30 protein-coding genes, 1 tRNA gene and 1 riboswitch are annotated in these 26,958 nt (G+C 75.5%); of the genes, 11 read left to right on the plus strand and 20 right to left on the minus strand.

Annotation, left to right across the window (positions count from 1 at the left end):
- Window positions 1-65 precede the first annotated feature (65 nt).
- Together IE98_RS0121835 and IE98_RS49310 are read left to right on the plus strand one after the other, a co-directional pair.
- Window positions 66-656: a helix-turn-helix domain-containing protein gene (locus IE98_RS0121835; protein ID WP_030271395.1), complete on the plus strand. Its 591-nt coding sequence runs from the start codon at window positions 66-68 to the stop codon at window positions 654-656.
- Between the two features lie 38 nt (window positions 657-694).
- Window positions 695-838, plus strand: coding sequence for a DUF6126 family protein (locus IE98_RS49310; protein WP_159401010.1), 144 nt, complete (start codon window positions 695-697; stop codon window positions 836-838).
- Window positions 839-845: 7 nt separating this feature from the next.
- On the opposite strand, the gene IE98_RS0121845 is transcribed toward IE98_RS49310, so the two are convergent.
- Window positions 846-2,282 (minus strand): PLP-dependent aminotransferase family protein, encoded by a 1,437-nt coding sequence (locus IE98_RS0121845; protein ID WP_030271397.1) that lies wholly within the window; start codon window positions 2,280-2,282, stop codon window positions 846-848.
- A 50-nt stretch (window positions 2,283-2,332) separates the two neighbouring features.
- Here IE98_RS0121845 and IE98_RS0121850 point away from each other — a divergent pair, with 50 nt between their 5' ends.
- From IE98_RS0121850 to IE98_RS0121865, 4 genes are all read left to right on the plus strand, one after another.
- A complete protein-coding gene (locus IE98_RS0121850) occupies window positions 2,333-2,824 on the plus strand; it encodes a carboxymuconolactone decarboxylase family protein (RefSeq protein WP_030271399.1) in 492 nt (163 codons plus the stop codon).
- Between the two features lie 155 nt (window positions 2,825-2,979).
- Window positions 2,980-3,738, plus strand: a complete 759-nt coding sequence (locus tag IE98_RS0121855) for an ATP-binding cassette domain-containing protein (RefSeq protein WP_030271400.1) — start codon at window positions 2,980-2,982, stop codon at window positions 3,736-3,738.
- Window positions 3,725-5,983 carry a YhgE/Pip domain-containing protein gene (locus IE98_RS0121860; RefSeq protein ID WP_030271402.1) on the plus strand — a complete coding sequence of 753 codons (2,259 nt, stop codon included), beginning with the start codon at window positions 3,725-3,727 and terminating at the stop codon, window positions 5,981-5,983. The genes IE98_RS0121855 and IE98_RS0121860 overlap by 14 nt, the downstream gene beginning before the upstream one ends.
- A gap of 113 nt (window positions 5,984-6,096) precedes the next feature.
- Window positions 6,097-6,681 carry a TetR/AcrR family transcriptional regulator gene (locus IE98_RS0121865; RefSeq protein WP_030271403.1) on the plus strand — a complete coding sequence of 195 codons (585 nt, stop codon included), beginning with the start codon at window positions 6,097-6,099 and terminating at the stop codon, window positions 6,679-6,681.
- An 86-nt stretch (window positions 6,682-6,767) separates the two neighbouring features.
- On the opposite strand, the gene IE98_RS46585 is transcribed toward IE98_RS0121865, so the two are convergent.
- The 11 genes from IE98_RS46585 to IE98_RS0121920 all read right to left on the minus strand — a co-directional run bounded on the left by IE98_RS46585 (window position 6,768) and on the right by IE98_RS0121920 (window position 14,680).
- Complete coding sequence (locus tag IE98_RS46585) at window positions 6,768-7,877, minus strand: cytochrome P450 family protein (RefSeq protein WP_234443624.1); 1,110 nt, start codon at window positions 7,875-7,877, stop codon at window positions 6,768-6,770.
- Window positions 7,841-9,262: a cytochrome P450 gene (locus IE98_RS51005; protein ID WP_043174740.1), complete on the minus strand. Its 1,422-nt coding sequence runs from the start codon at window positions 9,260-9,262 to the stop codon at window positions 7,841-7,843. Before IE98_RS51005 ends, IE98_RS46585 begins: the two co-directional genes overlap by 37 nt.
- Window positions 9,259-9,861, minus strand: coding sequence for a GTP-binding protein (locus IE98_RS0121880; protein ID WP_030271406.1), 603 nt, complete (start codon window positions 9,859-9,861; stop codon window positions 9,259-9,261). Before IE98_RS0121880 ends, IE98_RS51005 begins: the two co-directional genes overlap by 4 nt.
- Window positions 9,839-10,207 (minus strand): DUF742 domain-containing protein, encoded by a 369-nt coding sequence (locus tag IE98_RS0121885; RefSeq protein WP_030271408.1) that lies wholly within the window; start codon window positions 10,205-10,207, stop codon window positions 9,839-9,841. The genes IE98_RS0121880 and IE98_RS0121885 overlap by 23 nt, the downstream gene beginning before the upstream one ends.
- Complete coding sequence (locus IE98_RS0121890; RefSeq protein WP_030271410.1) at window positions 10,204-10,617, minus strand: roadblock/LC7 domain-containing protein; 414 nt, start codon at window positions 10,615-10,617, stop codon at window positions 10,204-10,206. The genes IE98_RS0121885 and IE98_RS0121890 overlap by 4 nt, the downstream gene beginning before the upstream one ends.
- Complete coding sequence (locus IE98_RS0121895; protein WP_052390792.1) at window positions 10,601-11,911, minus strand: sensor histidine kinase; 1,311 nt, start codon at window positions 11,909-11,911, stop codon at window positions 10,601-10,603. Before IE98_RS0121895 ends, IE98_RS0121890 begins: the two co-directional genes overlap by 17 nt.
- Window positions 11,912-12,023: 112 nt before the next feature.
- Window positions 12,024-12,239: a hypothetical protein gene (locus IE98_RS0121900; protein ID WP_030271413.1), complete on the minus strand. Its 216-nt coding sequence runs from the start codon at window positions 12,237-12,239 to the stop codon at window positions 12,024-12,026.
- 134 nt (window positions 12,240-12,373) lie between these two features.
- Window positions 12,374-12,799, minus strand: a complete 426-nt coding sequence (locus IE98_RS0121905) for a PaaI family thioesterase (RefSeq protein WP_030271414.1) — start codon at window positions 12,797-12,799, stop codon at window positions 12,374-12,376.
- 251 nt (window positions 12,800-13,050) lie between these two features.
- Window positions 13,051-13,236, minus strand: a complete 186-nt coding sequence (locus IE98_RS0121910) for a hypothetical protein (RefSeq protein ID WP_030271416.1) — start codon at window positions 13,234-13,236, stop codon at window positions 13,051-13,053.
- A 41-nt stretch (window positions 13,237-13,277) separates the two neighbouring features.
- Entirely contained in the window at window positions 13,278-13,844 is a 567-nt protein-coding gene (locus IE98_RS0121915; RefSeq protein ID WP_030271418.1) for a TetR/AcrR family transcriptional regulator, read from the minus strand.
- On the minus strand, window positions 13,844-14,680 hold the full coding sequence (locus tag IE98_RS0121920; protein WP_052390793.1) for an alpha/beta fold hydrolase: 837 nt from the start codon (window positions 14,678-14,680) through the stop codon (window positions 13,844-13,846). The genes IE98_RS0121915 and IE98_RS0121920 overlap by 1 nt, the downstream gene beginning before the upstream one ends.
- 140 nt (window positions 14,681-14,820) lie before the next feature.
- Here IE98_RS0121920 and IE98_RS0121925 point away from each other — a divergent pair, with 140 nt between their 5' ends.
- Window positions 14,821-15,030, plus strand: a complete 210-nt coding sequence (locus IE98_RS0121925) for a tautomerase family protein (RefSeq protein WP_030271422.1) — start codon at window positions 14,821-14,823, stop codon at window positions 15,028-15,030.
- Between the two features lie 49 nt (window positions 15,031-15,079).
- Here the strand turns inward: IE98_RS0121925 and IE98_RS0121930 are convergent, their stop codons facing one another.
- On the minus strand, window positions 15,080-15,370 hold the full coding sequence (locus IE98_RS0121930) for a YiaA/YiaB family inner membrane protein (RefSeq protein WP_030271424.1): 291 nt from the start codon (window positions 15,368-15,370) through the stop codon (window positions 15,080-15,082).
- A gap of 247 nt (window positions 15,371-15,617) precedes the next feature.
- A riboswitch (cyclic di-AMP (ydaO/yuaA leader) is annotated at window positions 15,618-15,758 on the plus strand.
- 7 nt (window positions 15,759-15,765) lie between these two features.
- Here IE98_RS0121930 and IE98_RS0121935 point away from each other — a divergent pair.
- Window positions 15,766-16,536, plus strand: a complete 771-nt coding sequence (locus IE98_RS0121935) for a M23 family metallopeptidase (RefSeq protein ID WP_052390794.1) — start codon at window positions 15,766-15,768, stop codon at window positions 16,534-16,536.
- Between the two features lie 186 nt (window positions 16,537-16,722).
- Here IE98_RS0121935 and IE98_RS46590 read toward each other — a convergent pair whose 3' ends face one another.
- The gene (locus tag IE98_RS46590) at window positions 16,723-17,616 is read right to left on the minus strand and encodes a hypothetical protein (protein WP_159401012.1); all 894 of its coding nucleotides are present in this window, start codon (window positions 17,614-17,616) and stop codon (window positions 16,723-16,725) included.
- Between the two features lie 75 nt (window positions 17,617-17,691).
- Between IE98_RS46590 and IE98_RS46595 the strand changes: the two genes are divergently transcribed.
- The 3 genes from IE98_RS46595 to IE98_RS0121955 all read left to right on the plus strand — a co-directional run bounded on the left by IE98_RS46595 (window position 17,692) and on the right by IE98_RS0121955 (window position 19,950).
- The gene (locus tag IE98_RS46595) at window positions 17,692-18,306 is read left to right on the plus strand and encodes a GNAT family N-acetyltransferase (protein ID WP_052390795.1); all 615 of its coding nucleotides are present in this window, start codon (window positions 17,692-17,694) and stop codon (window positions 18,304-18,306) included.
- 82 nt (window positions 18,307-18,388) lie between these two features.
- Window positions 18,389-19,099: a sensor domain-containing protein gene (locus IE98_RS0121950; protein WP_030271432.1), complete on the plus strand. Its 711-nt coding sequence runs from the start codon at window positions 18,389-18,391 to the stop codon at window positions 19,097-19,099.
- A 140-nt stretch (window positions 19,100-19,239) separates the two neighbouring features.
- Window positions 19,240-19,950: a hypothetical protein gene (locus tag IE98_RS0121955; RefSeq protein ID WP_052390796.1), complete on the plus strand. Its 711-nt coding sequence runs from the start codon at window positions 19,240-19,242 to the stop codon at window positions 19,948-19,950.
- Here IE98_RS0121955 and IE98_RS0121960 read toward each other — a convergent pair.
- The 6 genes from IE98_RS0121960 to IE98_RS0121990 all read right to left on the minus strand — a co-directional run bounded on the left by IE98_RS0121960 (window position 19,914) and on the right by IE98_RS0121990 (window position 26,928).
- Entirely contained in the window at window positions 19,914-20,945 is a 1,032-nt protein-coding gene (locus IE98_RS0121960) for a hypothetical protein (protein WP_030271435.1), read from the minus strand. The genes IE98_RS0121955 and IE98_RS0121960 overlap by 37 nt on opposite strands.
- Window positions 20,946-21,480: 535 nt before the next feature.
- Window positions 21,481-21,554 (minus strand) — tRNA-Met (locus tag IE98_RS0121970).
- A 64-nt stretch (window positions 21,555-21,618) separates the two neighbouring features.
- On the minus strand, window positions 21,619-22,890 hold the full coding sequence (locus IE98_RS0121975; RefSeq protein WP_030271437.1) for a PrsW family intramembrane metalloprotease: 1,272 nt from the start codon (window positions 22,888-22,890) through the stop codon (window positions 21,619-21,621).
- A 138-nt stretch (window positions 22,891-23,028) separates the two neighbouring features.
- Window positions 23,029-23,859, minus strand: a complete 831-nt coding sequence (gene trmB / locus IE98_RS0121980; protein WP_030271439.1) for a tRNA (guanosine(46)-N7)-methyltransferase TrmB — start codon at window positions 23,857-23,859, stop codon at window positions 23,029-23,031.
- A 50-nt stretch (window positions 23,860-23,909) separates the two neighbouring features.
- On the minus strand, window positions 23,910-25,181 hold the full coding sequence (lhgO, locus tag IE98_RS0121985) for an L-2-hydroxyglutarate oxidase (protein WP_030271443.1): 1,272 nt from the start codon (window positions 25,179-25,181) through the stop codon (window positions 23,910-23,912).
- Between the two features lie 169 nt (window positions 25,182-25,350).
- Entirely contained in the window at window positions 25,351-26,928 is a 1,578-nt protein-coding gene (locus IE98_RS0121990) for a TROVE domain-containing protein (RefSeq protein ID WP_030271445.1), read from the minus strand.
- Between the last annotated feature and the right edge of the window lie 30 nt (window positions 26,929-26,958).

A 26,958-nucleotide genomic window follows, 5' to 3' on the forward strand; every position in this document is an offset into this window, starting at 1 on the left:
ACGCAGCGGTTTGCCTCCGGGGCAAAATTCTTGCCCGGCAGGCACGGCGGGTGTGGACTGGTCGCATGACGGACGACCAGGAGGTCGCGGGCCTCGGCGCGCGACTGCGCGAGCACCGGACGGCCGGGCGGATGACCCTGGAGGGCGCGGCCGCCCGGGTCGGCCTCTCCCCAGCCTATCTGTCGCGGTTGGAGACCGGGCGGCGGCAGCCCTCGCTGCCCGTGCTGCTCGGTCTCGCCCGCGCCTACGGCACCAGCGTCTCCGGGCTGCTCGGCGAGCAGCCCGGAGAGCCCGACCCGGTGGTCCGCGGCGGGGTCATCGGGCCCGGCCGGGCCGGCGGCTGGGGCTACCGGCGGGCCGGCGCGCCCGGCCGCGCGATGCAGGCGCTGCGCGTCCAGGTCCCACCGGGCGTGCAGGACGCCGTTGTCCGGGTGCACCCCGGCGAGGAGTGGCTCTACGTGCTGCGCGGACGGCTGCGGCTCACCCTCGGCGAGAGCGTCCACCACCTCGACGAGGGCGACTCGGCGCACTTCGACTCGCTCACCCCGCACTGCATCGCCGCCGACACGCCCGACGGAGTCGAGCTGCTCTTCCTGCACACCCTGCTGCAGAGCCCCGGCGGCGACCTGTGCCTCGGCGACGCACCCCGGATCTGACCGGCGTTCGACCGGCCCGACACCCCAGGAGGACGGACATGAGCAAGCCCACCACCACCGACGCCGGGCGGCGCACCGACCGCCGGGTGCTGATCCGCGCCGCGATCTACATGGTCGCCACGCACGTCTTCGCCGGATTCGTGATCCTGCTCTTCGAGATCGGCTCCCGGAAGAACGGCTGACGGGGGATCAGTCCCCGGGCGCCGCCAGCCGGACGAGGGTGCAGAGCGCGTCCAGGGCCGGTTCGAAGGCCCGGTCCGACGGAGTCCCGTAGCCGATCACCAGGGCCGGCGGGCGCTCCGGCTCCGGGCCCGCGGACGGGGTCCGGCACCAGCCCAGGGTGTTCAGCGACAGGCCCAGCCAGGCGGCCTGCCGGCGCAGCTCCTCCTCGTCCAGCGAGCCGGGCGGCAGCTCCAACACCGCGTGCAGCCCGGCCGCGATGCCGGTGACCCGGACCTCCGGCGCCCGCTCCGCCAGCACCGCCACCAGCCGGTCGCGCCGCCGCCGGTACTGCAGCCGGCTGCGCCGCACGTGCCGGTCGTAGGCGCCGGAGGCGATCAGCTCGGCCAGGGTCAGCTGGTCCATCACCCCGGACTGGCCGTCCGCCAGCTCCTTGCGACGGGCCACCGGGCCGACCAGCGCGGCCGGCAGCGCCAGCCAGCCGATCCGCAGGCCCGGCGCCAGGCTCTTGCTCACGGTGCCCGCGTGGACGACCCGTTCCGGGTCCAGCGCCTGCATCGCACCGACCGGCTGGCGGTCGTAGCGGAACTCCCCGTCGTAGTCGTCCTCCACCACCAGCCCGCCGGTCCGCTGCGCCCAGGCGACGGCGGCGGCCCGCCGCGCGGCCCGCAGCGGCACCCCGGTGGGGAACTGGTGCGCCGGGGTGAGCACCGCCGCCCCGGCGCCGGTGCCGGCCAACAGGTCGGTGCGGGCGCCGCCGGCGTCCAGCGGCAGCGCCGCGGTGGCCAGGTCCTTGGCGGACAGCACCTCCAGCTGCGGCGGCAGTCCGTACTCCTCGACCGCGACGGTGCCGACGCCCTGCTCGCGCAGCACCTCGCAGAGCAGGCCGAGGCCCTGGGTGTAGCCGGCGCAGACGACCAGCCGCTCCGGGTCGGTCCGCACCCCGCGGACCCGGGCGAGGTAGCCGGCCAGGGCGCGGCGCAGTTCGATCCGGCCGCGCGGGTCGGTGTAGCCGAACGCCTCGTGCGGGGCGGTGGCCAGCGCCCGGCGGGCCGCCGCCAGCCAGGCGGACCGCGGGAAGCGCGAGACGTCCGGGCGGCCCGGCATCAGGTCGTGCCGGACGGCGGGCGTGCGCGGCGCCGGGGACGCCGGCACCGGCACGGACGGGGTGCCGCGGTCGGCCACCACCGTGCCCGAGCCCTGCCGGGAGGCCAGCCAGCCCTCGGCCGAGAGCTGCGCGTACGCCTCCGCCACGGTGTTCCGGGCGATCCCGAGGTCCCGGGAGAGCTCCCGGGAGGACGGCAGCCGGGTGGCCCGGGGCAGCCGCCCGGTGCGGACGGCCTCGCGCAGCGCGTCCTCCAGGGCGGCCCGCAGGCCCAGGCCCCGGGAGCGGCCCGCGGTCAGGTCGAGGTGCAGGTCGCCACCGAAAGTGGCCCAGGATCCCATCCGCCCAATGAACCACACCCGCGGGCCACTTCGCTCCTAGCGTGGAGCCCATGACCACGAACGACCCCGCCCACGTCCCCGCCCACGTCCCCGCCCCCGTCCAGCGGATCTCCCTGCCCGAGCAGGCCGCCGGCTTCTACCGCGCGATGATCGACCTGGACCGCGCCGCCCGGGCCGGCATCGAGCCCTCGCTGGCCGAGCTGGTCAAGATCCACGCCTCGGCGATCAACGGCTGTGCGTTCTGCCTGGACATGCACACCACCGACGCCCGCAAGGGCGGCGAGCAGGAGCACCGCCTCGCCACCCTGCCGGCCTGGCGCGAGGCCCCCTGGTACACCGCCCGCGAGCGCGCCGCCCTCGCCCTCACCGAGTCCGTCACGCTGGTCACCCAGGGGCACGTGCCGGACGCCGTCTACGACGAGGCCGCCAAGCACTTCGACCAGCAGGAGCTGGCCCAGCTGATCGCCCTGATCATCGCGATCAACTCGTGGAACCGGATCGCCATCACCTCCCGGATGAGCCCGTCCCCCAAGCAGGCCTGAGCCGGCGGCACCCCGCCGGAGAGCCTCCGCGAGTCCCTGGAGGCGTCTGCCGTAAGGCATCTCACACTCCGTCGGGCCCGGTCCGGTGCGGACCGGGCCCGACGCGCCCGTATATTTGAACTGACTGGTCAGTTCAAAAACGGGGGAGGGGCGCCATGGCCGACCGGAACACCGCCGGGGCCGCCGTCCGCGCCGAGGCGCTGTCACTGCGCGGAGCACGCGGCTGGGTCTACCGGGACGTCGGGTTCGAGGCGCCACCGGGCGCCCTGGTCGCCCTGGAGGGCGAGGCCGGCACCGGCCGCACCTCCCTGCTGCTGACCCTCGCCGGACGGATGCGGCCCACCGGCGGCAGCGCCTCCGTCGACGGCCTGGAACTGCCCCGGCACGCCGCGAGGGTCCGCCGGATCGCCGCCCTCGGCCCCGTCCCCGGCGTCAACGAGCCCGACCCGGCGCTCAGCGTCGCCGCCCACCTGCGCGAGCAGCTCCACCTGCACGGGCGCCCGTTCGCCCCCCTGGTGCGCCGCGGCACCGACCGGCGGGCCGCCGAGGCGCTCGCCGCCGCCGGACTCGACCCCGACCGGCTGCCCGAAGGGCTGCACACCCCCGCCCGGGAACTCGGCGCGCTCGACCGGCTACGGCTCTCCACCGCGCTCGCCCTGATCGGCGGACCCCGGCTGCTCTGCGCCGACGACATCGACGACCGCCTCGACGACACCGCCCGCCGCGCCGCCTGGCAGCTGCTCCGCGACGTCGCCGACCGCGGCACCACCGTGCTGGCCACCACCACCGACGCCGGCCGCGCCGCCGGCCTCGCCGACCTGACGGCGCGCACCGCGCCCGCCGAGGTCCCCGCGAAGACCGCCGCGGAGACCGCCGCGGCACCCGAGGAGGAGGCCGCCGATGCGCGCGCTTAGCCTGGCCCGCCTGGAGTTCGGCCGCTTCTCGCGCGGTCGGCTGCCCCGCGCCGCGATGGTCGCCCTGCTGCTGCTCCCGCTGCTGTACGGCGCCCTCTACCTCTGGTCGTTCTGGGACCCGTACGGCCGCCTCGACAAGCTGCCGGTCGCCCTCGTCAACGAGGACCGCGCCGTCACCGTCGAGGGCAACCGGGTCGACGCCGGGCACGACCTGACCGCCAAGCTCCGGCAGAGCCACACCTTCGGCTGGCAGGAGACCACCGCCGCCGACGCCGAGAAGGGCCTCGCCTCCGGCCGCTACTACCTGACCCTCACCATCCCCGCCGGCTTCAGCGCCGGCATCGCCAGCAGCAACGGCGACCACCCGGAGCGCGGCACCCTCCAGGTGCGCACCAACGACTCCAACAACTACGTCGTCGGGTCGATCTCCAAGACGGTGTTCAGCGAGGTCCGGGCCGCGGCCAGCGCCAAGGCCTCCGCCGGGTTCTACGACAAGGTCTTCCTCGGCTTCTCCGACCTGCACGACCGCACCGCGCAGGCCGCCGACGGCGCCCACCGGCTCGCCGACGGCACCGCCCGGGCCAAGGACGGCTCGGCGAAGCTCGCCGACGGCTCCGCCCGCGTGAAGGACGGCGCCGACCGGCTCGCCGCCGGCGGCCGCACCGCCAGCACCGGCGCCGCCGACCTCGCCACCGGCCTGGACCGGGCCAAGCAGGGCAGCAGCAGCCTCGACGACGGCATCGCCCGGATCGACGACGGCCTCGCCAAGGTCACCACCGGCGCCCAGCAGGTCGCCGACGGCACCCGCCGGCTCACCGACGAGGTCGACCCGGTGGCCCGGAAGCTCTCCCCGGTGCTGCACACGTACCCGGAGCAGATCCGCACCGCCGCCCGGCTCACCGCCGACGCCGCCGGGAAGCTCTCCACCGACCTGAAGGACCTGCCCGCCCGCTCCTCGGCCGTCCTCGCCGACGCCCGCCGGGTGTCCGCCGACGCCGACGCCTCGTACGCCCGGTACTGCCCCGGCGGCGCCCCCGCCCCGGGCCGCGACGCCGAGGACTGCCGGGAGGCGGCCGAACTCTCCGCCATCGGCCACCGCCTGGTCGCCGTCGCCGAGCACACCGACGCCGTGGTCCAGCGGGCGGCACCCCGGCTGGCGGACGTCGCGGCCCGCGCCGACGACGTGCAGACGGCCGCCCGGAAGCTCGCCGACCCCGACCTCGCCGCCGAGTTCGACGCCAAGGTCGCCGACCTCCACCGGCTGGACGACGGCGCCCACCGGGTCGCCGACGGCGCCGCGAAGGTCAAGCAGGGCACCGCCGCCGCCCTCACCGGCATCCGCGGCCTCGACAGCGGTCTCGGCAAGCTCGACGACGGCGCCCACCGCCTCTCCGGCGGCGTCTACCGGCTCTCCACCGGCATGGCCGACCTCGACTCCGCCACCGGGCAGATCGCCGACGGCATCGGCCGCCTCGACGACGGCCTGGGCCCCCTCGCCGACGGCTCCGGCCGGCTCGCCACCGGCCTGCAGGACGGTGCCGCGAAGATCCCCGACTACACCGACGGCCAGCGCGCCGCCCGCGCCGCCGCGATGAGCGACCCGGTCGCCCTCGCCCGGCAGGAGCTCAACAAGGCGCCCAACTACGGCACCGGCTTCGCCCCGTACTTCGTGCCGCTCGCCCTCTGGGTCGGCGCGATGGTGACCTACATGCTGATGCGCCCCCTCGGTCCGCGCGCCCTCGCCGGCAACGCGCCCGCCTGGCGGGTCGCCCTGGCCGGCTGGCTGCCGGCCGCCGCGATCGGCCTCGCCCAGGCCGCCGCACTGATCGGCGTGCTGCACTGGGGCCTCGGCCTGCAGCCCGAGCGGACGGCCGGACTGCTCGGCTACCTCGCGCTCACCGTGCTCTGCTTCACCGCGCTGATGCAGTGGATCAACGCCCGCTTCGGCCCGGCCGGCCGACTGCTGGCCCTCGCCCTGCTGATGCTGCAGCTCACCTCGGCGGGCGGCACCTACCCCGTCGAGTCGAGCCCCGGGTTCTTCAACGCGATCCACCCCTTCCTGCCGATGACCTACGTGGTCGCCGGACTGCGCAGGCTGATCAGCGGCGGCGACCTCACCGCCGTGTGGACGGGCAGCGCCGTGCTCGCCGCCTTTTGGGTCGGTGCGCTCGCGCTCACCGTGCTGACCGCCCGCGGCCGCCAGGTCTGGACGCTCTCCCGGCTGCACCCCGAGCTGTCGCTCTGACACCCGGCCGGACCCTGCCGGGCGCGCGGTACGATCCGCGCGCCCGGCATTCTTCGTCTCCCACCCACCCGGCGCCGGACGGCGTCGGTGCCCCCACCCACCCGGAAGCACCCATGAGCCAACGCCGCAGCGCGACCCGGCAGAAGCTGTACGAGGCCGCCGTCACCCTCATCGCCGAGAAGGGCTTCTCCGCCACCACCGTCGACGAGATCGCCGAACGCGCCCAGGTGGCCAAGGGCACCGTCTACTACAACTTCGCCAGCAAGACCGAGCTGTTCGAGGGCCTGCTCAAGCACGGCACCGGGCTGCTCACCGACTCGCTGCGGGAGGCCGCCGAGGGCAGACCGCCGATGGAGGGCCTCGACGCGATGATCCGGGCCGGCCTGGTCTTCATCGCCGCCTACCCGTCCTTCGCACAGCTCTTCGTCGCCGAGACCTGGCGGACCAACCGGGCCTGGCACGAGTCGCTGCGGATGATGCGCGACAGCGCCGTCGCCGTGGTCGCCGCGGTGCTCGACGAGGCCGTCGGCGAGGGCCTGCTCTCGGACGACCTGGACACCCAGCTGATCGCCTCGGCGCTGTTCGGCATGGTCCTGGTGGTCGCCCTCGACTGGCTGGCCTTCCAGCCCGACCGCAGCCTGGACGACGTGCACGCCGCCCTCGTCCGCCTCGTCCACGGCCGCATCACCCCGGCCTAGGGCCGTCACCGAAGGCGTACGGGATGCGCCACAGGGGCGGGAGGTGCCCCCACCCGCCCCTTGTGGTGCACCTCCCGATGACGGCGTCAGCCGATCCGCACCGGCAGCTTCCGCACGCTGTTGGAGACGAACGAGGCGATCGGCTCGGGGGCCGGACCGTCCGCCGCCACCAGCGTCGGGTAGCGGCCGAACAGCCCGCGCAGCGCCGTCTCCGCCTCCAGCCGGGCCAGTCCGGCGCCCAGGCAGAAGTGCGGCCCGTGCCCGAGGGACAGGTGCCGCGACGGCGCCCGGGTGATATCGAACCGGTCCGCCTCCGGGTGGTGCCCGGAGTCCCGCCCGGCGGCCGCGTACGAGGCCAGCAGCGCCTCGCCGCGCCGGATCAGCACCCCGCCGACCTCGATGTCCTCGGCCGCGTAGCGCAGCGGGAACTGGCCGACCGGAGAGTCGTACCGCAGGGTCTCCTCGACCACTGCCGACCAGGTCGCCTTCCCGTCCAGCACCAGCTGCAGCTGGTCCGGGTGGGCCAGCAGCGCCCGCACCGCGTTGGTGATCAGGTTCAGCGTGGTCTCGTGCCCGGCGACCAGCATCAGCAGCAGGGTGCCCACCAGCTCCTGCTCGGAGAGCCGGTCGCCCTCCTCGCGGGCGGCGATGAGGTCGGTGGTGAGGTCGTCGCCCGGCTGCTCCCGCTTGGCGGCGATCACCGAGCCGAGCAGCGCGAACAGGCCCTGCTGGGCGGCGATCGCGGCCTGCGGGGTCGCCGAGCTGGACACCAGGGTGTCGGACAGCTCGTGCAGCTCGTCCTGCTGCGTCACGTCCAGGCCGAGGAGTTCACCGATGACCTGCATCGGCAGCGGGTAGGCGAAGTGCTCCCGCAGGTCGAACTCGCCCTCCAGCCCGGCCAGTCCGTCGAGCAGCCGCTCGGCGCGCGCCTCGACCGCGGGCGCCAGCTCGGCGATCCGGCGCGGGGTGAACGCCTGGGTGACCAGGCCGCGCAGCCGCCGGTGGTCGGCGCCGTCCGCGGTGACCATGCCGGGCACCGTGACGAAGTTGAGCAGCGGCCAGCCCTCGGGCAGCCGTCCCTCGCGGAAGGTCGTCCACAGCTGCGCGTTCTTGCCGACCCGCGGGTCGGCGAGCAGCTCCTGCAGGGTGTCGTGGTGGGTTATCGCCCAGACCACCACCCCGCCAGGGAGTTCCACCAGGACCGCCGGCCCGGCCTCCCGGAGCCGGGCGTTCTCGGTGTGCTGGTCGCGTCCGAAGGGGTCGAGTCTGACGGGGGCGGGACGGTCGGCGGTGTCCATGTCGGCCTTTCGGACGCGGCGGGGCGGGGCGGGGAGAACGCGCTGTACAGCACCGGCAGGTCGACCAGGGCGCGCGACCAGGGCGACGGCCGCCACGTCAACTCGCCCGCCGGCACGGCGAGCTGCAGGTCCGGCAGCCGGTGCAGCAGGGTCTCGACGGCGGTCTCGACGATCAGCCGGGCCGGGTGCTGGGCCGGGCAGACGTGCCGGCCGGCGCCCCAGGCGAGGTGCGCCCGGTTGCCGCCGATGCCGTCCGGGCCGTGCACCGCCGGGTCCGCGTTCGCCCCCGCGAGGCCGAGCACCAGCATGTCGCCGGCGCTGATGTACTGGCCGCCGAGCACGGTGTCGCCGGTCGCCCACCGGCCGGGGAAGTTCTGCGTCGGCGGGTCCCGCCAGAGCACCTCGTCCAGGGCGTCCGAGACGCTGAGGCGCCCGCCGGTCAGCGTGGAGCGGAAGCGGCGGTCGGTCAGCAGCAGCCGCAGCGCGTTGCCCGTCCAGTTGATGGTCGTCTCGTTGCCCGCGACGAGGATCACCACCAGGTGGTGCACCGCCTCCTCGTCGGTCAGGCCCGCCTGGTGCGCCAGCAGCCAGGAGGTGAGGTCGGCGCCGGGCTGCTCGCGGCGGCGCCGCACCAGGTCGACCAGGATCGCCTGGAACTCGGCATTGGCCCGCACCGACTTCTCGCTGCTGTCCACGAAGTGGCTGATCAGCTCGATCAGGTGCGGGCCGGCCTCGGCGGGCAGACCGAGCAGCTGGGTGAAGACCAGCAGCGGCAGCCGCCGGGCGTACTGGGCGATCAGGTCGGCGGTGCCGTCCGGGCCCCAGCCGTCGATCAGCGCGTTGGCGGCCGCCTCGGTGGTGGTGCGCAGCTGCCGGTGGTCGATCCTGGACAGCGTGTCGGCGACGGCCGAGCGCAGCCGCTGGTGCTCGGCGCCGTCCAGGTTGAGCAGGGTCGGCCGCCAGGCGGTCATCGGCAGCAGCCGGGAGTCCGCGGCCAGCCGGCCCTCCCGGGCGACCCGCCAGCGCCGCGAGTCCTTGGAGAACAGCGCCTCGTTGCGGGTGAGTTCGAGCAGCTCGGGGTAGCCGAGGACGAGCCAGGCCTCGACGCCGGGCTCCAGCTCGATCGGGGCGACCGGCCCGTGCTGCTCGCGGAGCCGGGCGTACAGGCCGTGCGGGTCGTCGGAGACCGCCGGGCCGTACAGCGGCGCGGGGCGGCCGCCGGCCCGGTGCATCGGGCAGCCGGGCGGTGGCACCGGACCGGTCTCCGGCAGGGGGCTGGTCATGGCTGGAGCTCCAGTACGGCCGTGGCGTGCAGATGGGCGACGAAGTCGATCAGCACGTCGTAGGCGGCCTGCCGGTCGCGGGCGTCGCAGTGCAGGATCGGCACGTCGGGCAGCAGGTCGAGCGCGTCGCGCAGCTCCTGCTCGGAGTGGCGCGCGGTGTCCGGGAAGACGTTGACCGCCACGGCGAACGGGATGCCCTGCTCCTCCAGCTGGCCGAGCACGTCGAAGCTCTCGCCGATCCGGCGGGTGTCCACCAGGGCGATCGCCCCGAGTGCACCGCGCGAGAGGTCCTCCCACAGCGGCCAGAAGCGCTCCTGCCCGGGGGTGCCGAACAGGTAGAGCGCGAGCTGCGGGTTGAGGGTGATCCGGCCGAAGTCGAGGGCGACGGTGGTGGTGGTCTTGCCCGTCCGGCCGGTGAGGTCGTCGATGCCGACGCCGGCCGCGGTCATGGTCTCCTCGGTGCGCAGCGGCGTGATCTCGCTGAGCGACCCGACGAGGGTGGTCTTGCCGACGCCGAAGGGCCCGGTGACGAGGACCTTGACGGCGCCCTGCACGGTGGAGGGCAGATAGGACGGTTCAGCGGAGTTGGCGGAGGCCAACGAGCACCTCCTCGAGGAGCGACGTGGGCAGGCGGTCGGCCTGCGGGACGTCCGGCGACCGGTGGACGGCGGTCGCCGGGGGCAGGACCTGGACGGCGCCGAGGTCCCAGAGATCGCCGACCAGCACCTTCACCACGCTGAGCGGCAGGTGCAGGTGGGCGGAGATCTCGGCGATCGCGAGCAACTGCCCGCAGAGCGCCAGGATGCGCTGGTGTTCCCGGTTGAGCTCGGCCTCGCCGAGGTCCGCCCCGGGCACGGTGGAGACCAGGCTCTCCAGTGCCAGGACGTTCCGGCTGGGCCGGCTCCGGCCGCCCGTGATCACGTACGGCCGGACCGGGCCGCTCACCGCGCGTCCCCGGCCGCCTGCTCCATCCGGGGCGGACTGGTCAGGTGGGTGCCGATCCGCTCGACCATCACCTGCATCTGATAGGCCACCAGGCCGGCGTCGACCGCCTCGCCGGTGACCACCGCGAGGTGGGCGCCGGCGCCGGCCGCGACGATGAACAGGTAGCCGCCGCCGTACTCGACGACGATCTGCCGGGTCGCACTGGTCGGGCCGCCGAAGCCCTGCGCCACGCCGCGGGCGAGTGACTGCAGACCGGAACAGGCGGCGGCGAGCCGCTCGGCGTCGTCACGGCCGATCTTGGCGCTGCGGCCGATCTCCAGGCCGTCGTTGGACACCACGACGGCGTGCTGCACCTCCGGCACGGCGACGATGTCCGCGAGAAGCCAGCCGAGGTCAGGGTTGGTGGTCATAGAACTCTCCTGCGCGCAGGGGGTGTTGGGGGGAGGCGGGAAGCGTCCCGGCCGGCCCGGGGGCGGGCTCGGCCGGAGTGCCGTGCTGCTGGTCCTGCTGGTGCTGCGGGTTCTGCTGGTCCTGACCGGAACGGCCGGTGGCCGACCGGCCGCTGGCGGTGCCGGCCTGGAAGAGCGCCATGAAGGCCTGCGCCTCCCGGGCCGAGCGCTGCGGCGCGGCACCGGGCTGCTCGGCGGCGTGCTGCCGGCCGGCCGCGGGGGCGGCCCGCCGGCGGTTGGTGCGGCGCGGGAGCGCGCCGTCGGCGGGCGCGGCCTGCGGGGCCGGCCCGGCCACGGGTGACGAAGGGGCCGCCGGAACCGTGGGCACGGCCGGGGCGGAGACGGCGGCCGGGACGGCCGGCCCGTGCGGGAGCGGCTCGGTGAGCAGCGCGTTCGGCAGCAGCAGGACCACCCGCACACCGCCGTACGGCGAGGGCGCGGAGCTCAGCGTGACCCGGAACCCGTACTGCTCGGCCAGCCGACCGACCGCGGCGAGGCCCAGCTGCGGCACCTCGCCCAGCCGGGACACCTCCAGCCCGCCGCCGCCGGACAGCGCCGCCGCGGCCTTCTCCACCGCACCCTCGGGCATGCCGACACCGGCGTCGTCGATCTCGATCACGGCGCCGTTGTGCACCGGCATCAGCGTGACGAACACCTGTGTGCTGGGCGGGGAGTAGCGGGTGGCGTTGTCCAGCAGCTCGGCGACCGCATGGATCAGCGCCTCCGCGGCGGCGCCCACCACCGCCGTCTCCAGCCGGCTGCGCACCACGACCCGCTGGAACGGCAGGATCCGCGACTGCGCGCCGCGGACGATGTCCTCCAGCGCGACCGGCTCGGGCCAGTGCCGGCCCGCCCGGGCCCCGCACAGCACCGCCAGCGTCTGGGCCAGCCGGGCCTGTTGGGCGGCCGCGTGGTCCGCCTTGAGTAGGCCCTCCAGCAGGACCGGGTCGTCGTGGTTGCGCTCCATCTCGTCCAGCCCGGCCTGCTGGTCGTGGGCCATCACCAGGATCCGGCGGGCGACGCTGAGGAAGGCGCGCTGGGTGCCGGCGGTGAGCTCCTGCTCGCGCTGGACGGCGGCGCTCTCGGCGCTGCGCCGGGCCAGTTCGCCGGCCAATCGACCGCGCAGCGAGTCGAGTTCGTGCTGCTGCTCGTCGAGCCGGCGGCGCAGGGTGCGGGTGACGGCCCGGTACCTCGCGGCGGTCAGGACCGCGGGGACGGCGAGGACAACGGCTGCCGCTGCGCACCACTGAGACATCGTCACGCGGCGAATTCTAGGATGATGATCCTACGTATGTGTGAACGGATCGCCGGAACGGTGTTCTGAACGCGTCAATCGAGCGGGCCGGGCCGTGATGACGCGTCAATCCTCACTGGCCGTCGACCTCGCCGTAGGGCTCCTGGGCGCGTGCCGGCACCGGCCGCAGCGTGCGCAGCCCGCGCGCCACCGCGAACGCGCGGCGCAGCGCGGCGACCGCGCCGGTGCCGGGTTCGGCGGCCGCCGGGACGAACGGCGGCTCGGCCGGCGGGCGCTGGCCGGGGATGAGCCGGGTGGCGGGCGCGGTGCTGCGGGCCGTCTGCGTCATCTCTCCACGTCCTCCGTGTTCCTGCCGGCTGCCGCCGGACCGGGGCCGGCGCGGGCCGTCCACTTCCAGGTCTACCCAGTGGCGGGCCGGCCGGTGTTCCGATTCGGTGACAGTGCCGTCCGATCCGGCGGCGGTCACCGGGCGTGCTCCACGGCGATCATCGTGCCCTGGAGCAGCGCGACCTCCTTGCCGGGGACGCCGTCGGTGACCGACCGGACCTCGGCGCCGACCACGGTGACGGTCCGTCCGCTGCGCACGACCGTGCCGGTGGCCCGGAGCCGCTCGCCCACCCCGGGGCTGAGCAGGTTGAGCTTGAACTCGACGCTGAGCACGTCCTTGCCCTCGGGCATCAGGGAGAGCGCGGCCGCTCCGGCCGCCGCGTCGGCGAGCGTGGAGATGGCGCCGGCGTGCACGAAGCCGTTCTGCTGGGTCACCCCGGGCCGCACGGGCAGGTCGAGCACCACCCGGCCGCGGGCCAGCTCGACGATCTCCACCCCCAGGGTCGCCAGCATCGGCTGGCCGTCGAGGTTGCTGCGGAGGCGGTCGGTGAGGGTGTCCATGGCGCGGTCCTGGTGCGGGGGGCGGAGTGCCCCAGAACCATCCGCCGCCGACCCGCCCCGCGTCAACCCGGTCGGGGCTGTGCCGGACGGCACACCGGCCGGCCCCGGCCGGCACACCGGACGGCTCGGAGGCCCCGGAGAGCACGGAGACCCCGGACAGCTCGGAGGCCCCGGACAGCACGGAGGCCCGCGCCGGTCGGCGCGGGCCCGTGGAGGTGCGGCAGGGCGGGCGGTCGCGGGACCGTCCGGGCTCAGGCGAGGTCGGCGTCCTCGGCGGCCTGCTCGGCGGCGGCGGTGTCCGGGAGTTCGGTGCCGGTGACCGTCCTGGCGTCACCGGTGCGGTGCTGCGGCCCGTCGGCGTGGGCGCTCGGAGCGGTCAGCGAGGCGACGACGCCGACGGCGAGCGAGGCAAAGGCGAGCATGCTGCGCTTCTTCATGCCCTGCACAACGCGCGGGGCGCCCCCGGGTCACGGGCGGTTCAGCGCGGCCAGTCCCGCAGGCCCGCGACCAGCACCGCGACGAGCCGCTGCCGGGTGGTCGCGACGTCCTCGGCCAGCCGGAACCCGCCGGCGGTGATCAGCGAGGCGAAGCCGTGCGCCGAGGCGCGGACCGTCCGGGTGGCGTGGATCAACTCCGGGCCGGCCAGCCCGTAGCCGCGCAGCACCGCCAGGATCACCTCGACCAGCCGGCCGGCGGCCGCGGTCGACGCCGGGTCGTCCTGCGGCGCCTGCGGCAGGGCCGCGTAGCGGTGCGGGAACTCCACCGCGTAGTCGACGTAGGCGTCGACCAGTGCGGCGAGCGCCTCGTCGCCACTGCGGCCGAGCACCGCCCGGGACAGCCGCCCGGTCAGCTCGTCGGTGACCCGGACGGCGATCAGCCTCCGCAGCTCGGCCAGGCCGCCGGTGACGTGCTTGTAGAGCGAGGGGGTGGCCACCCCGGCGCGGCCGGCGACCGCGGCCAGGGTGAGCGTCTCCGGGCCCTGTTCGTCGACGAGTTCCAGCGCGCGGTCGACGACGGCGGCGGGGGTCAGTCCGGCCCTGGGCATCAGGCGACCTCGTTCACTTCGGCCAGGAAGGGGAGCAGTGCGTCGGCGGTGGCCTGCGGGTACCCCGCCATCGGGTAGTGGCCGCCGCCCTCGATGATCACGGTACGCCCCCGCAGCGCCCGGGCCTGGCGCTCGGCGAGCGCCGCCGGGTCGGGGAAGTCCGGGTCCCGGCTGCCCATGACGACCAGCGCCGGGCACGAGACCCCGGCGCCCCAGCCGGTCGGCGCGGAGTCCCCGCGGACGTAGCCGCGGACCGCCCGGCGGCGCCCCGGCTGCTTCAGTGCGGCGACCAGCCGGGCCCGGTAGGCGTCGAAGTCGGCCGGCCGCGCGGTCGGGAAGTAGAACTTCTGCGCCGCGCCCCACAGCCCGGGGAACCACGTCACGGCCGGGCCGAGCAGGCCGACCGTCGCCTTCTGCAGCAGGTTCGGCGGGAAGTTCTCGAAGAAGGCGTCGACCAGGACGATCCCGGCGACCCGCTCCGGTGCGTCGGCGGCGACCCGCACCACGGTGGCGCCGGTGTACGAGCTGCCGACCAGCACCGCGCGCCCGATGCCCAGGTGGTCGAGCAGCGCACGGACGTCGCCGGCGATCGCGGTCGGCGAGTAGTCGTCCCACGCGGTGGAGGACTCGCCGAGGCCGCGCAGGTCCATGGTGACCACCCGGTGCCCGGCGGCGGTCAGCAGCGGGTGCAGGTGCCGGTAGGCCGCCCGCAGGTCGAGCATCCCGGGGAGCAGGACGACGGGGGCGCCGGTGCCCTGCTCGGTGTCGTCGTACGCCAGGCGGCCGCCGGGGACGTCCAGGTGGCGGGTCTGCAGGGTGTGCTGGATGTCGTTCACGGCCGGCCTCCTTGGCCTCGCTGACGTGGCTGATTGCCCATAGCCATAAAGCTATGGCTAATAGCATTAGCCGTCAAGGGCGGCGCGGCCCGACTGCGGTACGTTTCGGCGGACCGCGGAACCGAGCGACCGGAGGCGTCGTGCCCCTCATCACCGTCAAGCAACTGGCCGGCCGCAGCCCGGAACAGCGCGCCGAGATCGCCCGGGAACTCACCGCCGCCTACGCCCGGGCCACCGGCATGGACCCGGAGAAGGTCTGGGTGGTCGTCGAGGAGATCCCGGCCGAGAACTGGGCGGCCGGCGGCGAGACCTTCGCCGCCAAGCAGGCCCGCGCCGCTTCGGCCGGCTGACCGGCGCCGCCGGGCCGCCCGGGGCCGGGCCCTCCCGTCCGGGCCCGGCTCAGAGGCTGTCCGCCCGGAAGGGGTCGTGCTCGGCCAGCAGCTTGTCCAGCCTGGCCTGGTCGACCCGGGACACCAGCTCGCCGGCGTCCTGCCGGTCGCGGACCACCTTGGCCAGCGTGAACGCGGACGTGATCACGTACAGCAGCGCGACCGCCAGGAACGCGCGCATCCAGGCGTCCACCGGGAGGCGGGCGATCCCGATCGCCAGGGCGACCGTGGCGAGGGCGAAGGACAGGACGGCCTGCACGTAGTAGGCGGCCGTGGTGCGGGTCTGCATCGGTGCGCTCATGCCTTGCAGGGTCCCGGAGCCGCCCCCCGCCCGCATGAGTACGGATACTCACCCCGAGGGGGGCGATCACCCTCCGTCAGGGGCGGATTCGCAATCCATGGCAAATCGCCCATTTCGCGCGTAGCCCTTACGAATCCACCGTCGCAGACGCTTGGAATCAAGGCGTGCCTAGCATTAACGTTTGATAACGCAGCGCGGTCGGCAACGCCGTACCGACACGGCACCGTGCGCGTGTCGCTCAATCCCGCGGCTGCCTTCGCCGGTGGCCACGGGAGCCGGGGAACCACCTTCCTTGGGGTGAATCGGCCGGGCCGGTGGCCCAGCCGTAGGAGACCTTCCTGCTCCGAACCCGTCAGCTAACCCGGTCGGCGAGGGAAGGAAAGGAGTGCGCCCCCGTGGCGTCGACGCACTCGGCGGAGTCCACCGCCGCAGCCACCCAGCTCCTCGACCACCCCTGGGAGCAGGCCGACCAGGCCCGCCACCGGATGCCCCGGCAGACCAGGGGCGGCAACCCGCTGCTCGGCGTCACCGCCACCGTGGCCGCCACCCTCGGAGCCGCCGGCATGACCGCGGCCGCCGCGGGCCCGGCCGCCGCAGCCGAACCCGCCGTGAGCGTGCCCGACCAGGCCGCCGACTCCGCGGACCCGGGCCTCGCGCTCTTCGCCCGCATCCAGCAGCAGGCCGACCACCGCACCGCCGCCGACGAGGCCGCCCGCCTCGCCGCCGCCCAGGAGGCCGAGGCGCGCCGCGCCGTCCAGGCCGCGGTGGAGGCCACCTCCCTCGCCCTGCCCACCGCCGGCTACACGCTCGGCGCCCAGTACGGCCCCAGCGGCCACTGGGCCCACCTGCACACCGGCCTCGACTTCCAGGCCGCCACCGGCACCCCGGTCACCGCCGTCGGCGCCGGCACCGTCACCTCGGCCGGCTGGGCCGGCTCCTACGGCTACCGGATCGTCGAGACCCTGCCCGACGGCACCGAGATCTGGTACTGCCACCTCAACCGGCTCGCCGTCACCGACGGCCCCGTCGAGCGGGGCAGCGTCCTCGGCACCGTCGGTGCCACCGGCAGCGTCACCACCCCCCGCCTCCACCTGGAGGTCCGCCCCGCAGGCGGCGCCCCCGTCGACCCCCTCGGCTGGCTCCGCTCCCACGGCGTCCAGCCCTGATCGATCACCCCGGGGGCAGTACCCCAGGGGCAGAATCCAGGGGCAGCACCCCGGGGGCGCGGGGAACTGCGCAATCCGGATGGGGCGCGCCCGGCAGATCAGGGGCGGCCCCGAGCTGCGTGCATCACCGCCCCCGGCCTGCGCAGTCCTCCCCGGCCTTCGGCCGGGAGGTGCCCCCGCGCGCCCCTAGTGGTCCTCCTCGTCCCGCCCCTGGCGGGCTGCGGCGTAGGCCTCCAGTTCGGCGGTGCCGGGTTCGGGGGCCAGGTCCGGGTATTCGGCGACGAGCAGGGCGGGCAGCCCCGGCACCGTCCACTGCCCGCAGAGCCACAGCGCGACGTCCGCCACGACCTGCTCGAAGTCCTCGAACTCCCCCCGCAGTTCGTACGGCATCGGCTCGCCCAGTGCGGTCAGCGCCGCCAGGTTGCGGTAGCTGCGCTGCATCAGCCCGTACTCCAGCAGCCGCCGCGCCCCGTCCGTCGCCATGCCGATCGACAGCAGGTGAGCCTCGCCCCAGCCCAGTGCGGCGTCCGCCCCGGTCATCGGGTCCAGCCGGCCGTCGTCGACCAGCGCCGCGTACGCCGCGGTCCGCTCCGCGGGCTCCAGCGCACGGAAGCCGTCCAGCCAGGCCCGCACCGCATCGGCGTCCGCGGTGTCCACCCCGTCCGCCCGCAGCAGCAGGGTGTAGAGCCGGGGCCAGGTCAGCAGGTGCGGTCGCCGCAGCAGCGTCCCCAGCAGTTCGCCCTGCCACTCCGCCTCGGCGTGCAGCCGTTCCTGCCGCTTGGCGTTCAGCCGCCGGGCCGCCCGCTGGTGGTCGATCAGCAGCCGGACGGCCGCACCGTACGCACCGGGGTCGCCCTCCGGCTGGACGTACAGGTGGAGCCGTTCGTGCAGCAGCTGCTCCAAGGCGGCCGAGCCGAGTTCGGGCCAGCCGTCGTGCAGCGGCGCGCCGCCGAGCTCCAGCAGGGCCAGGACCTGCTCCGCCGTCTCCTCCGGTACCGGGGGCAGGCCCTCGGCGTCCGCCCAGGCGAGCAGGGAATCGGCGCGGGTGCGGGGGATGAGCTGCAGGTCTTCGTCGTTCACGCCGGTACCGTAGCCGGTGCGGAGCCCGCCGCGCGGCATCCGGGCCCGCCGCGGCCCGGGGTAGGGTCGGGGGCCGTGACAGCCGAACAGGTCCGGACGGTCCGCCAGGTCCGCCTGACCGGACCGCGTCTGGCGATCCGGGAGTTCCGGCTCGACCCGGAGGACGTCCGTGCCCTGCACGCCGTCCTCGGCGACCCGGAGACCGTCCGCCACCTCGCGTACGAGGTGTGCGACGAGGAGGAGTGCGCCGACCAGATCGAGCTCTCCCTCGACGAGGCCGAGGAGGACCCGCGCACCGTCTACCGGCTCGCCGTCGCCCCGGCCGAGCGGGACGGCGGGGCGCCGCCGATCGGCCAGGCCGTCCTCGAACTCGAAGGCACCCGCGCGGCCTCCCTCGGCTGCGTGCTGCGCCGGGACACCTGGGGCCGCGGGTACGCCGCCGAGGTCCTCGCGCTGCTCTGCGGGTTCGGCTTCGGGACGCTCGGCCTGCACCGGTTCGCCGCCCGGGTCGACCCGGAGAACGCCGCCTCGGTGCGGGTGCTCACCCGGGCCGGTTTCCGCCCGGAGGGCCGGATCCGGCACGACCTGCTGGTGCGCGGTGAGTGGCGGGACTCGCTGCTGTTCTCGCTGCTGGAGGACGAGTGGCTGCGGTCCGCCGCAGCACGGGGGTGGGGAGAACCCCACCCCTGAGCCGCCGGTGGGCCGGATTACCCCGGGCGCCCCGCTCCGGCACCGTGGAGTCGTCAGTCCGAACGGACACCGAGGGGCCACGATGACCACCGCACCGCTGCACCAGACCACCGCGCCGTACCCGGGCGGGGCGCCCGCCGCGCGCCGGCCCGGCTTCCTGCGGGCGCCGTTCGCGGCCGCCACCTACCGGGAGATCGGCTTCGTCCTCACCGGCCTGCCGATCGCGATCGCGGCGTTCGTCGTCGCCGTCACCCTGTTCTGCACCGGGCTCGGCCTGCTCGTCACGGCGCTCGGCCTGCCGGTGCTGGCCCTGCTGCTCGTCCAGGCCCGCGGCTTCGGCGCGCTGGAGCGGCACCGGGCCCGGGTCCTGCTCGGCACGCCGGTCGCCGCCCCCGCCCCCGTCCTCGCGAAGCGCCCCGGCTTCTGGGGCACCGTCACCGCCCGGCTCGCGGACGGCGCCGGCTGGCGCGCGGTGCTGCACCAGGTGCTGATGTTCCCCTGGGCGGTGCTGAGCTTCGTCGTCACCGTGACCTTCCTGGTGACGGGCTGGGTGGTCGCGCTGTACCCGCTCTACCACTGGGTCTTCGCCCGCTACACCGACTGGCCGGGCTACCGGGTGTACGACTACACCACCGACGGCGGGCGGCACCACGAGCTCTACATCACCACGCCCGCGCAGATCGCCGGCGTCTGCGCGCTCGGCGTCCTGCTGGTGCTGCTCACCCCGCAGCTGGTCCGCGGGCTCACCGCGGTCAACCGGCTGGCCGCCCGCGGTCTGCTCGGCGGCCGCTGAACACGCCCCGCCGAACGCCCCCGCCGGCCCCACGGCCCCCGGCGGCCCGGATGCGGGCCGCCGGGGGCCGTGGTCCGATGAGGCCTTACCGCGCCCGGCGCCCGCCCGGGGCGCACCGCCCGTCAGCGAGGTGAGCCGTCGTGCTGGTGACGTCCCGTCCGCTCGACGAGTACTGCTCCTCCTTCGGCCTCAGCCGCGCCGGGCTGCGCGCCCTTCCGGGCCCGCTGCTGGACTGCCCGGGCGGCGCCGCCGGGCTCTCCGCCGAGGCCCGGGTGCTCGGCTGCCGGGTGGTCGCCGCCGACCCGCTGTACGCCGCGCCGCCCGCGGTCCTCGCCGACCTCGCACGCGCCGGGCGGGACGCCATGGCGGTGCAGATGCGCAACACCCCGCAGCGCTACCCCGACGCCCGCCACCACCGGTACGACAAGTACCTGCGCAGCTGGGACCGGGCCCGGGAGCTGTTCACGGCCGACCGGGCCGCCCACCCCCACCGCTACGTGGCCGCCGAACTGCCCCGGCTGCCGTTCGCCGACGGCACCTTCGCCCTCACCCTCAGCTCCTACCTGCTGTTCGCCTACCCGGACCGGTTCGCCCCCGACGCGCAGCTGTCCGCCCTGCTCGAACTGGTCCGGGTGACCGATCCGGCGGGCGAGGTCCGCGTCCACCCGCTGCACGACGGGAACGGCCGGCGCTGCCCGCACCTCGACGGGCTGCGGGCCGCACTCGGCCGGCACGGCGTGACCAGCGAGATCACCGTGCGGCCGGCCGGCGGGCTGAACAGCCGGGTACTGCGGCTGCGGGCCGCCCGCCGCCCTCAGGGAGCGGACGGGCCCTTCGGCGCCTGCACCTGAGGCGGGATCGCCGGCACTGCCGCGGCCTGCGGACCGCCGGCCGCGCCGGTGTCCCGGTCGTCGTCACCGCCGCCCGGGCCGCCGTCGCCGGTCGTCGCAGGTGCGGGCAACCGGCGCAGCACGTCCTCGGCGACCGCACGCCGCCGCGAGGACGGCGGCACGTTCCGGGTGTTGCGGATCTTGTAGGCGACGGCGGCGCGCAGCGCCGCCCGCTGCTCCGCGGTGAGCTCGGGGCGGCCGAGCATCGCCTTCGCGGCGAGCAGCGCCTGCAGCAGTTCGAAGGGCGACAGGTGGCGGTCGATCGCCGCGACGACGAGGTCCAGGTTCTCCGGGTCGGGCTTGCCCTGCAGCAGGGCGAGCGCCTGGACCCGCAGGCCCTCGACACCGGTCTCGAAGAGGTCGCGCACCTGGCGCGGCGTGAAGTTCAGCGACCCCGCGGCCAGCACCGTCTGGTTCACCGAGTCGGCGAGGGTCTGCCGGTCGGCGGCGGACAGCGCCCGGGCGAGCAGCAGCCGGGTCAGCAGCCAGCCCGAGAGGAAGCCGAGGACGGTGAAGTACACCGAGAGCGCCGCCGCGAAGCCGGCCGCGCCGGGGCCGCCGCCGACCGCCGGGGCCAGCGCCTCGCCCAGCTCCCTCAGCCGGCGCGGCAGGGTGCCGATCTGGGTGAGGCCGGCACCCAGCAGGATCTTGGTCAGCCAGTCGGAGACCTGCTCCAGATTGGTGTTGGGGGCGTAGCTGGCCGTCGAGGTCGCGGACTGGTCGTCCGGATGGGCCGCCGCCCCGCTGGTCAGCAGCTTGGGGATGCCGAAGAGGAAGCCGAGCAGGCCACCGCCGACCGCGAAGGTCGCCGCGACCACCAGGCCGCCGCCGAGCGCCCGTACGCCGTGCTCGCTCGCCAGGGCGTACAGCACCAGGCCGACCACCCCGGCGCCGACCACCCCGGCCAGTCCGATCCGCACCGCCGGCACCGGCTGTCCGCCGCGCTCCAGCTCCACCCGAGCCACCCCCACCCCGGTCCCCTGTGGTCCGCAGTGACTGTAGCGGACCGGCCGGTCACTCCGGGAGGTCGTGGCGGTCGGTGCGGGCGGTGGCAGTGGCGGTGGCAGTGCGGGTCGTGGCGGTGCGGGCGGTGGCCGCCGGGCGTCCGCGCCCGGACATGCAGACGGCCCGCGGGCTGCTTCCACGGCGCCGGTCCGCGAGGGACCGGCTGCCGAGGCACCGGGGATGTACCGGTGAGCCCGCGGGCCGGGTGACTGCTTGGGTCTGCGCCTGCCGCCGGAGGCCGTACGGCCCCGCACACTGCACAGGCAGGGGCGGCTCTAGCGAGCAGCCACCTCACGCATCCTGATGGAACTCAACTCAGGATCACCTCCTTTCAGTGTGCGGCCACCTTAGGCACGCCCTCCGGAGGAGGGCAACGGAATTTCCGGGTACCGCCGGTACCCGGCTGGGCGGCCCGGCGGGGCACGCCGCGTGCCCGGACACGACGAAGGCCCGGCAGAAGATCTGCCGGGCCTTCGTGCTACTGAGTAGCGGGGACAGGATTTGAACCTGCGACCTCTGGGTTATGAGCCCAGCGAGCTACCGAGCTGCTCCACCCCGCGTCGGTGAACCCAACACTACGTGACGGACGCGCGGAAGGGAAATCCGTTCCCGGCGCGGTGCCGCTCACCCGCCCGGGACGGGGCGGGCGGGCTGTCGGGCGCGCCGGGCGCGGGCCCACACCGCCAGGCAGACCAGGGCCGCGAAGGCGGGCACCATGACCAGCCCGTAGATCAGCAGGAAGCCGTCCGTGCCGAGGCCCGCGGCGCCGTTCCACACCCCGTGCAGGCCGATCGCCGAGACCAGGCCCACCGGGGCGGCGAGCCGGGCGAGCCAGCGCCGCCCGGTGGTGAGGGTGATCGCCACCCCCAGGCCGGTCAGAGCGGTGAACAGCGGGTGCGCGAAGGGTGACAGCAGGGCCCGCAGCACGAAGGTGTGCACGGTGGAGTCGAAGTCGCGCAGGGTGGGCGGTTCGCCGAGGCCGATGGAGTCCAGCCGGGACTGCTGGTCGTCGGTGAAGGCGCGCCCCAGGTACAGGGCGTTCTCGGTGAAGGCGAACCCGCAGGCGGTGATGGCCCCGAGGACGAGGCCGGCCGCCAGCGTCCGCGGGCTCGACCTGGCCCGCGGATGGGCGCGGTTGCCCGGCGCGAGCAGCAGCGGCGGGCGGAAGTACGGCAGCGGCCGCAGGTGCGGCCGTATCCGCGGCAGCGCGCCGCGCGGGCGGCGCGGCCCGGGGACGGCGGGTGCCGGGGCGGCCGGGCCGGGCCCGTGCGGCGCGTCCGGGTCGGCGTCGGCGAGCAGCGCGCAGCGGTGGTCCTGCCGGCAGCTGGGCCGTCTGCGGACGGGCAGCAGCAGGAGCAGGATCGCGGCGCCCTTGCACAGCTCCTCGATCAGTGGCGTGGCGACCTCGGCGCCGAGCGTCTCGCCGCGGCTGCTGCCCTGGTGGGCGACCAGGAAGTCACTGGCCCAGCCGTTGGCCATGAGGGCCACCGTGGTGGCCGCACAGGCGCCCCAGGCCAGGCAGAACAGCGTGTGCCGCAGTGGGACGCGGGCGGTCTGGTTCAGCCAGGCCAGCGAGCCCAGCACGAAGGGCAGCGGCAGCAGGGCGAGCCCCAGGCCGACCAGCAGCCCGGTGGTGCCGGTCTGCCGCTGCACCAGGTGCAGGATCAGCACGCCGCTGCCGGCCAGCGCGAACGCCGCCAGCGAGGAGGACAGCGCGGGGTAGTGCAGCGAGCGGTGGAGGGCCTCCAGCCGCTCCCAGAGCGGCAGCAGGCGGCGGACCGCGCCGGCCCGGGGCCCCGGGATGGTCCGGGTGCCGGCGGGGGTCGCGGGCGGTTCGTCGGCGGCAGTGCGGGCCGTGGTGCAGGGGGACGGGCTGCCGCTGGGCGGACGGCTCACCCGGAAAGCGTAGGCGACGGCTCCGCCCGAGGGGGAGTCCCCGGAACGATCCGTATGCCCATCATCACTCCGGGTGACGGCGCGTCAGCTCCCGGTGGCGATCCGTCGCCACCGGGAGTGGCGGGACTCCGTCGCGGGTCAGCGGCGCCGGAAGAGCAGGTCGTGCACGACGTGCCCCTTGGCCAGACCGGCCCGCTCGAACTTGGTCAGTGGACGCCAGTCCGGGCGCGGCGCGTAACCGGGCACGCTGCCGGCCGGGCGCTGCTCCGGCTCCAGCCATCCGCTGCCGTCGCCCTCGGGGTGGAGGTTCTCCAGCTCTTCCGAGGCGGACAGCACGTCCAGCATCTGCTCCGCGTAGTGCTCCCAGTCGGTGGCGCAGTGCACCAGCGCGCCCGGGGCGAGCTTGGGCAGCACCAGCTCCAGGAAGTGCGGCTGGATCAGGCGCCGCTTGTGGTGCTTGGGCTTCGGCCACGGGTCGGCGAAGTAGACCCGCAGACCGGCCAGCGAGGCGTCCGGCAGCATGTCGCGGAGCAGGATCACCGCGTCGCCGGCCGCCAGCCGCACGTTGCGGGAGCCGTCGCGCTCCAGCATCTGCAGCAGGTTGCCGTGGCCGGGCGTGTGGACGTCGGCGGCCAGGATTCCGGTCGAGGGGTCGGCGGAGGCCATCGCGGCGGTGGTCTCGCCCATGCCGAAGCCGATCTCCAGGGTGACCGGGAGGTCGCCGAAGAGCGCCGGCAGGTCGAGCGGGGTGCCGTCGATCGCCAGGCCGTACCGCTCCCACAGCCGGTCCAGGGCGTCCGCCTGGGCGTTGGTCATCCGGCCGCGGCGCGGCTGGAAGCTGCGGATGCGCCGCTCCCGGTGCTGGGCCTCGGTGGCCTTGTGCGGGTACATCGGCGCCGGGTACGCGGCCGGGGCGGCGGAGAGCCGGGCGGACGGGGACAGCTCGGGGCTGGGGGCGGTGGCAGTCACAATCGCCCCAGTCTACGAGGGTCCGTCGGCGTCCCGGCGTGGCCCGCGTCTCATCGCACCGGCCCCTCCCCGCCCGGGCCGGGCGCCCCACCACCGGCCTCCAGCGCTGCGAGGGCCCGCCGGGCCACCTCGCGGCCGATCGGCAGCGAGGCGGTGGCCGCGGGCGAGGGCGCGTTCAGCACGTGGACGGTCCGCCGCGCCGAGGCCGGGTCGTCCGGGTCGAAGCCGGCGAAGGCGAAGTCGTCCAGCAGCGACCCGTCCCGTGCCACCGCCTGGGCCCGCACCCCGGCCGCGGCGGGGACGAGGTCCGCGGCGGAGACGGCCGGCAGCAGCCGCTGCACCGCGGCGGTGAACGCCTTCCGGGACAGCGAGCGGTGCAGCTCGCCGAGCTCGTACCGCCAGTGCCGGCGGGCGATCCGCCAGGTCCCCGGGAAGGCCGCGGTGCCGGCGAGGTCGCGCAGCCGCACCGTCCGCCAGTCGTAGCCCTCCCGGGCCAGCGCGGGCACCGCGTTCGGGCCGACGTGCACGTCGCCGTGGACGCCCCGGGTGAGGTGCACGCCGAGGAACGGGAAGGCCGGGTCCGGCACCGGGTAGACCAGACCCCGGACGAGACCCCGCCGGTGCTCGGCCAGTTCGTAGTACTCGCCGCGGAACGGGACGATCCGCACCCCCGGGTCGTCGCCGGCCAGCCGCGCCACCCGGTCGCCGTGCAGGCCCGCGCAGTTCACCAGCACCCCGCAGCGGACCTCCCCCGCCGAGGTCTGCACGGTCACCCCGTCGGCCCGGCGGGCGACCGCCCGCAGCTCCGTCCCGGTGTGCAGCACCGCGCCCTTCTGCCCGGCGAGCTCCGCGTAGCGGCGGGCCACCGCCGGGAAGTCGCAGATGCCGGTCGTGCCGACGTGCAGCCCCGCCACCCCGCGGACCTCCGGCTCGTACCCGGCGATGCCCGCCGCGTCCAGCTCGGTCACCGGGATGCCGTTGGCGCGGCCGCGTTCCGCGAGGACGGCCAGCCGCGGCAGCTCCTCGGCCGAGGTCGCGACGATCAGCTTGCCGGTGACCTCGTGCGGGATGCCCTGCTCGCGGCAGAACTCCACCATCTCCGCGGCGCCACCCGTCGCGTACCGGGCCTTCAGCGAACCCGGCCGGTAGTACACCCCGCTGTGGATCACCCCGCTGTTGCGGCCCGTCTGGTGCGCGGCGAGACCCGGCTCCTTCTCCAGCACCGCGACCTGGAGGCCGGGCCGCGCCCGGGTCAGCGCGTATGCCGTGGAGAGGCCCACGATGCCGCCCCCCACCACCAGAACGTCGACGTCGTAGCGCACCTCGGCCCCTTCGCTCGGCTGCCCCCGCCGCAGCGATCGTGCCACGACGGAGGCCCACCGAGAAGGCGGCCGGGGGGCGCGGAGAACCACAGGGGTCCACCTCGGGTGCCCCCGGCGCCCCTGCGGGTCGCCCCGTGCTCTCAGGGGGTTGCCCAGCGCCCCTGCGGGGTCAGTCCTGCTCCCAGGGCCAGTGGGTGGTGCGGCCGGCCTCCAGGAGGGGGATCAGGCGGAAGGCCGCGTCCGTGAGGCCGCCGAAGGTGTGGCGGTGGGCGCCGCCGGAGGGTGCGTGGCCCGCCCGGTAGCCGGCCAGGTTCCAGGTGTAGACCGGGACCTGCGCCGGGACCGCGGCGAGCGGATCCCCCTGCCAACCGCCGTACGCCTGCTCGTCGGTGACGATCACCACCCGGTCGTGGCCGCGGTAGTGCTGCCGGACGGCCTTGCCCGTCTCGGTGCCGCCGAGGTTGGAGAAGCGGTCCAGCACCTTCAGCACCGCCTCCCCGCGCTGCAGCTTGATCCGCCGGCTGGTGGTGCCGAACTCGACCAGGTCGGCGTCGGCCGCGCGCAGCGCCAGCGCCGCACCGAAGACCGCCGCCGAGTCCGCCCGGTTGAGCTGGGTCTGCGCGCTCGGCCGGTCGAACATCGAGCCGGAGCGGTCGACCAGGACGAGCGTGCGGCCCGGCAGCACCGGGACGTTGGCGAGCGAGTGGCCGAGCGCCGTCTCCAGCGCGTGGCCCCAGCGGAGCGAGGGCGCGTGCCGGTGCGCGGCGAGGTAGCGGAACGGGAACTGCCTGGACCGGTGCACCTCGCCCCGGTCGGAGATCCGCCGCGCGACCTGCTCGGCGACCGCGTCGGACACCCCGGCCTGGTCGAAGTTCCGCAGGTTGCGGACGAGTGCCATCGAGCCCATGGACGGGATGATCGCCTCCCAGACCGCAGCGTCCAGCGGACCCTGCAGCCAGCCGGCCAGCGCCTCCCAGGTCATGCCGGCCGCGGCCAGCCGCTCCGCGCCGCCGGGGCCGGTGACGACCGCGCGCCGCTGCTCGACCGGCAGCGCGAGCAGGTCGCGGCTGGCGGTCAGCAGGGCGTCGCCGGCCGGCGGGACGGCCTCGTCCGGGCGGTGCCGGCGGTCCAGCGCGTACCGGAACAGCGGGCCCTGCCACGGCTTGTCGGGGTGCGGCGACGGGTGGGTCAGCTCCAGTACGTCGCCGAACCGGAAACCCTTGGAGACGGTGTCGTACTTGAGCAGCGCGCGGCCGTTGTACAGCCGTCGCGTGGCGTCGGCGACACCCCGCTTGAGCGGCTTCGGCAGCGCCCGGCCGTACCGGGACGTCCAGTAGGCGAGCAGCTCGCCGGGCTCGTCGGGGCGCTGCAGCACCGCGTCGACGGCCTGCCGGGAGAAGCCGGGCACGCCGGCGTCGATCCGGGCGCGAGTGAACTCGGCGGCACCGACCAGCGAGGCGGTGCGCATCGCGGCGCCGTGCCGGAGCCAGCGCAGCAGACCGAGGGTCCACTCCGGGTCGCTCACCGCGAGGAAGCGGACCAGGGCGGTGTACCGGTCGTCGCGCGCGCCGCCGCGCTCGTAGAAGGTGTCCTGGCCGACCAGGTTGGCGACGGCGAGCAGGAAGAGTTCGGACTTCTCGTCGCGCAGGTGGCCCACGCCGCCGGCGTGGTTGAGGGCAGGCTGCCCGGTCGTGGTCACGGGCGAGGTCGGGCCGGTCTTCGGGCGGCGGACGTTGAAGCGAGACATGGAGGTTCCCCCTGCGGGGAGGCGCGGCGG

The organism is Streptomyces sp. NRRL B-24484 (genome assembly GCF_000717715.1).
Taxonomy (GTDB): Bacteria; Actinomycetota; Actinomycetes; order Streptomycetales; family Streptomycetaceae; genus Kitasatospora.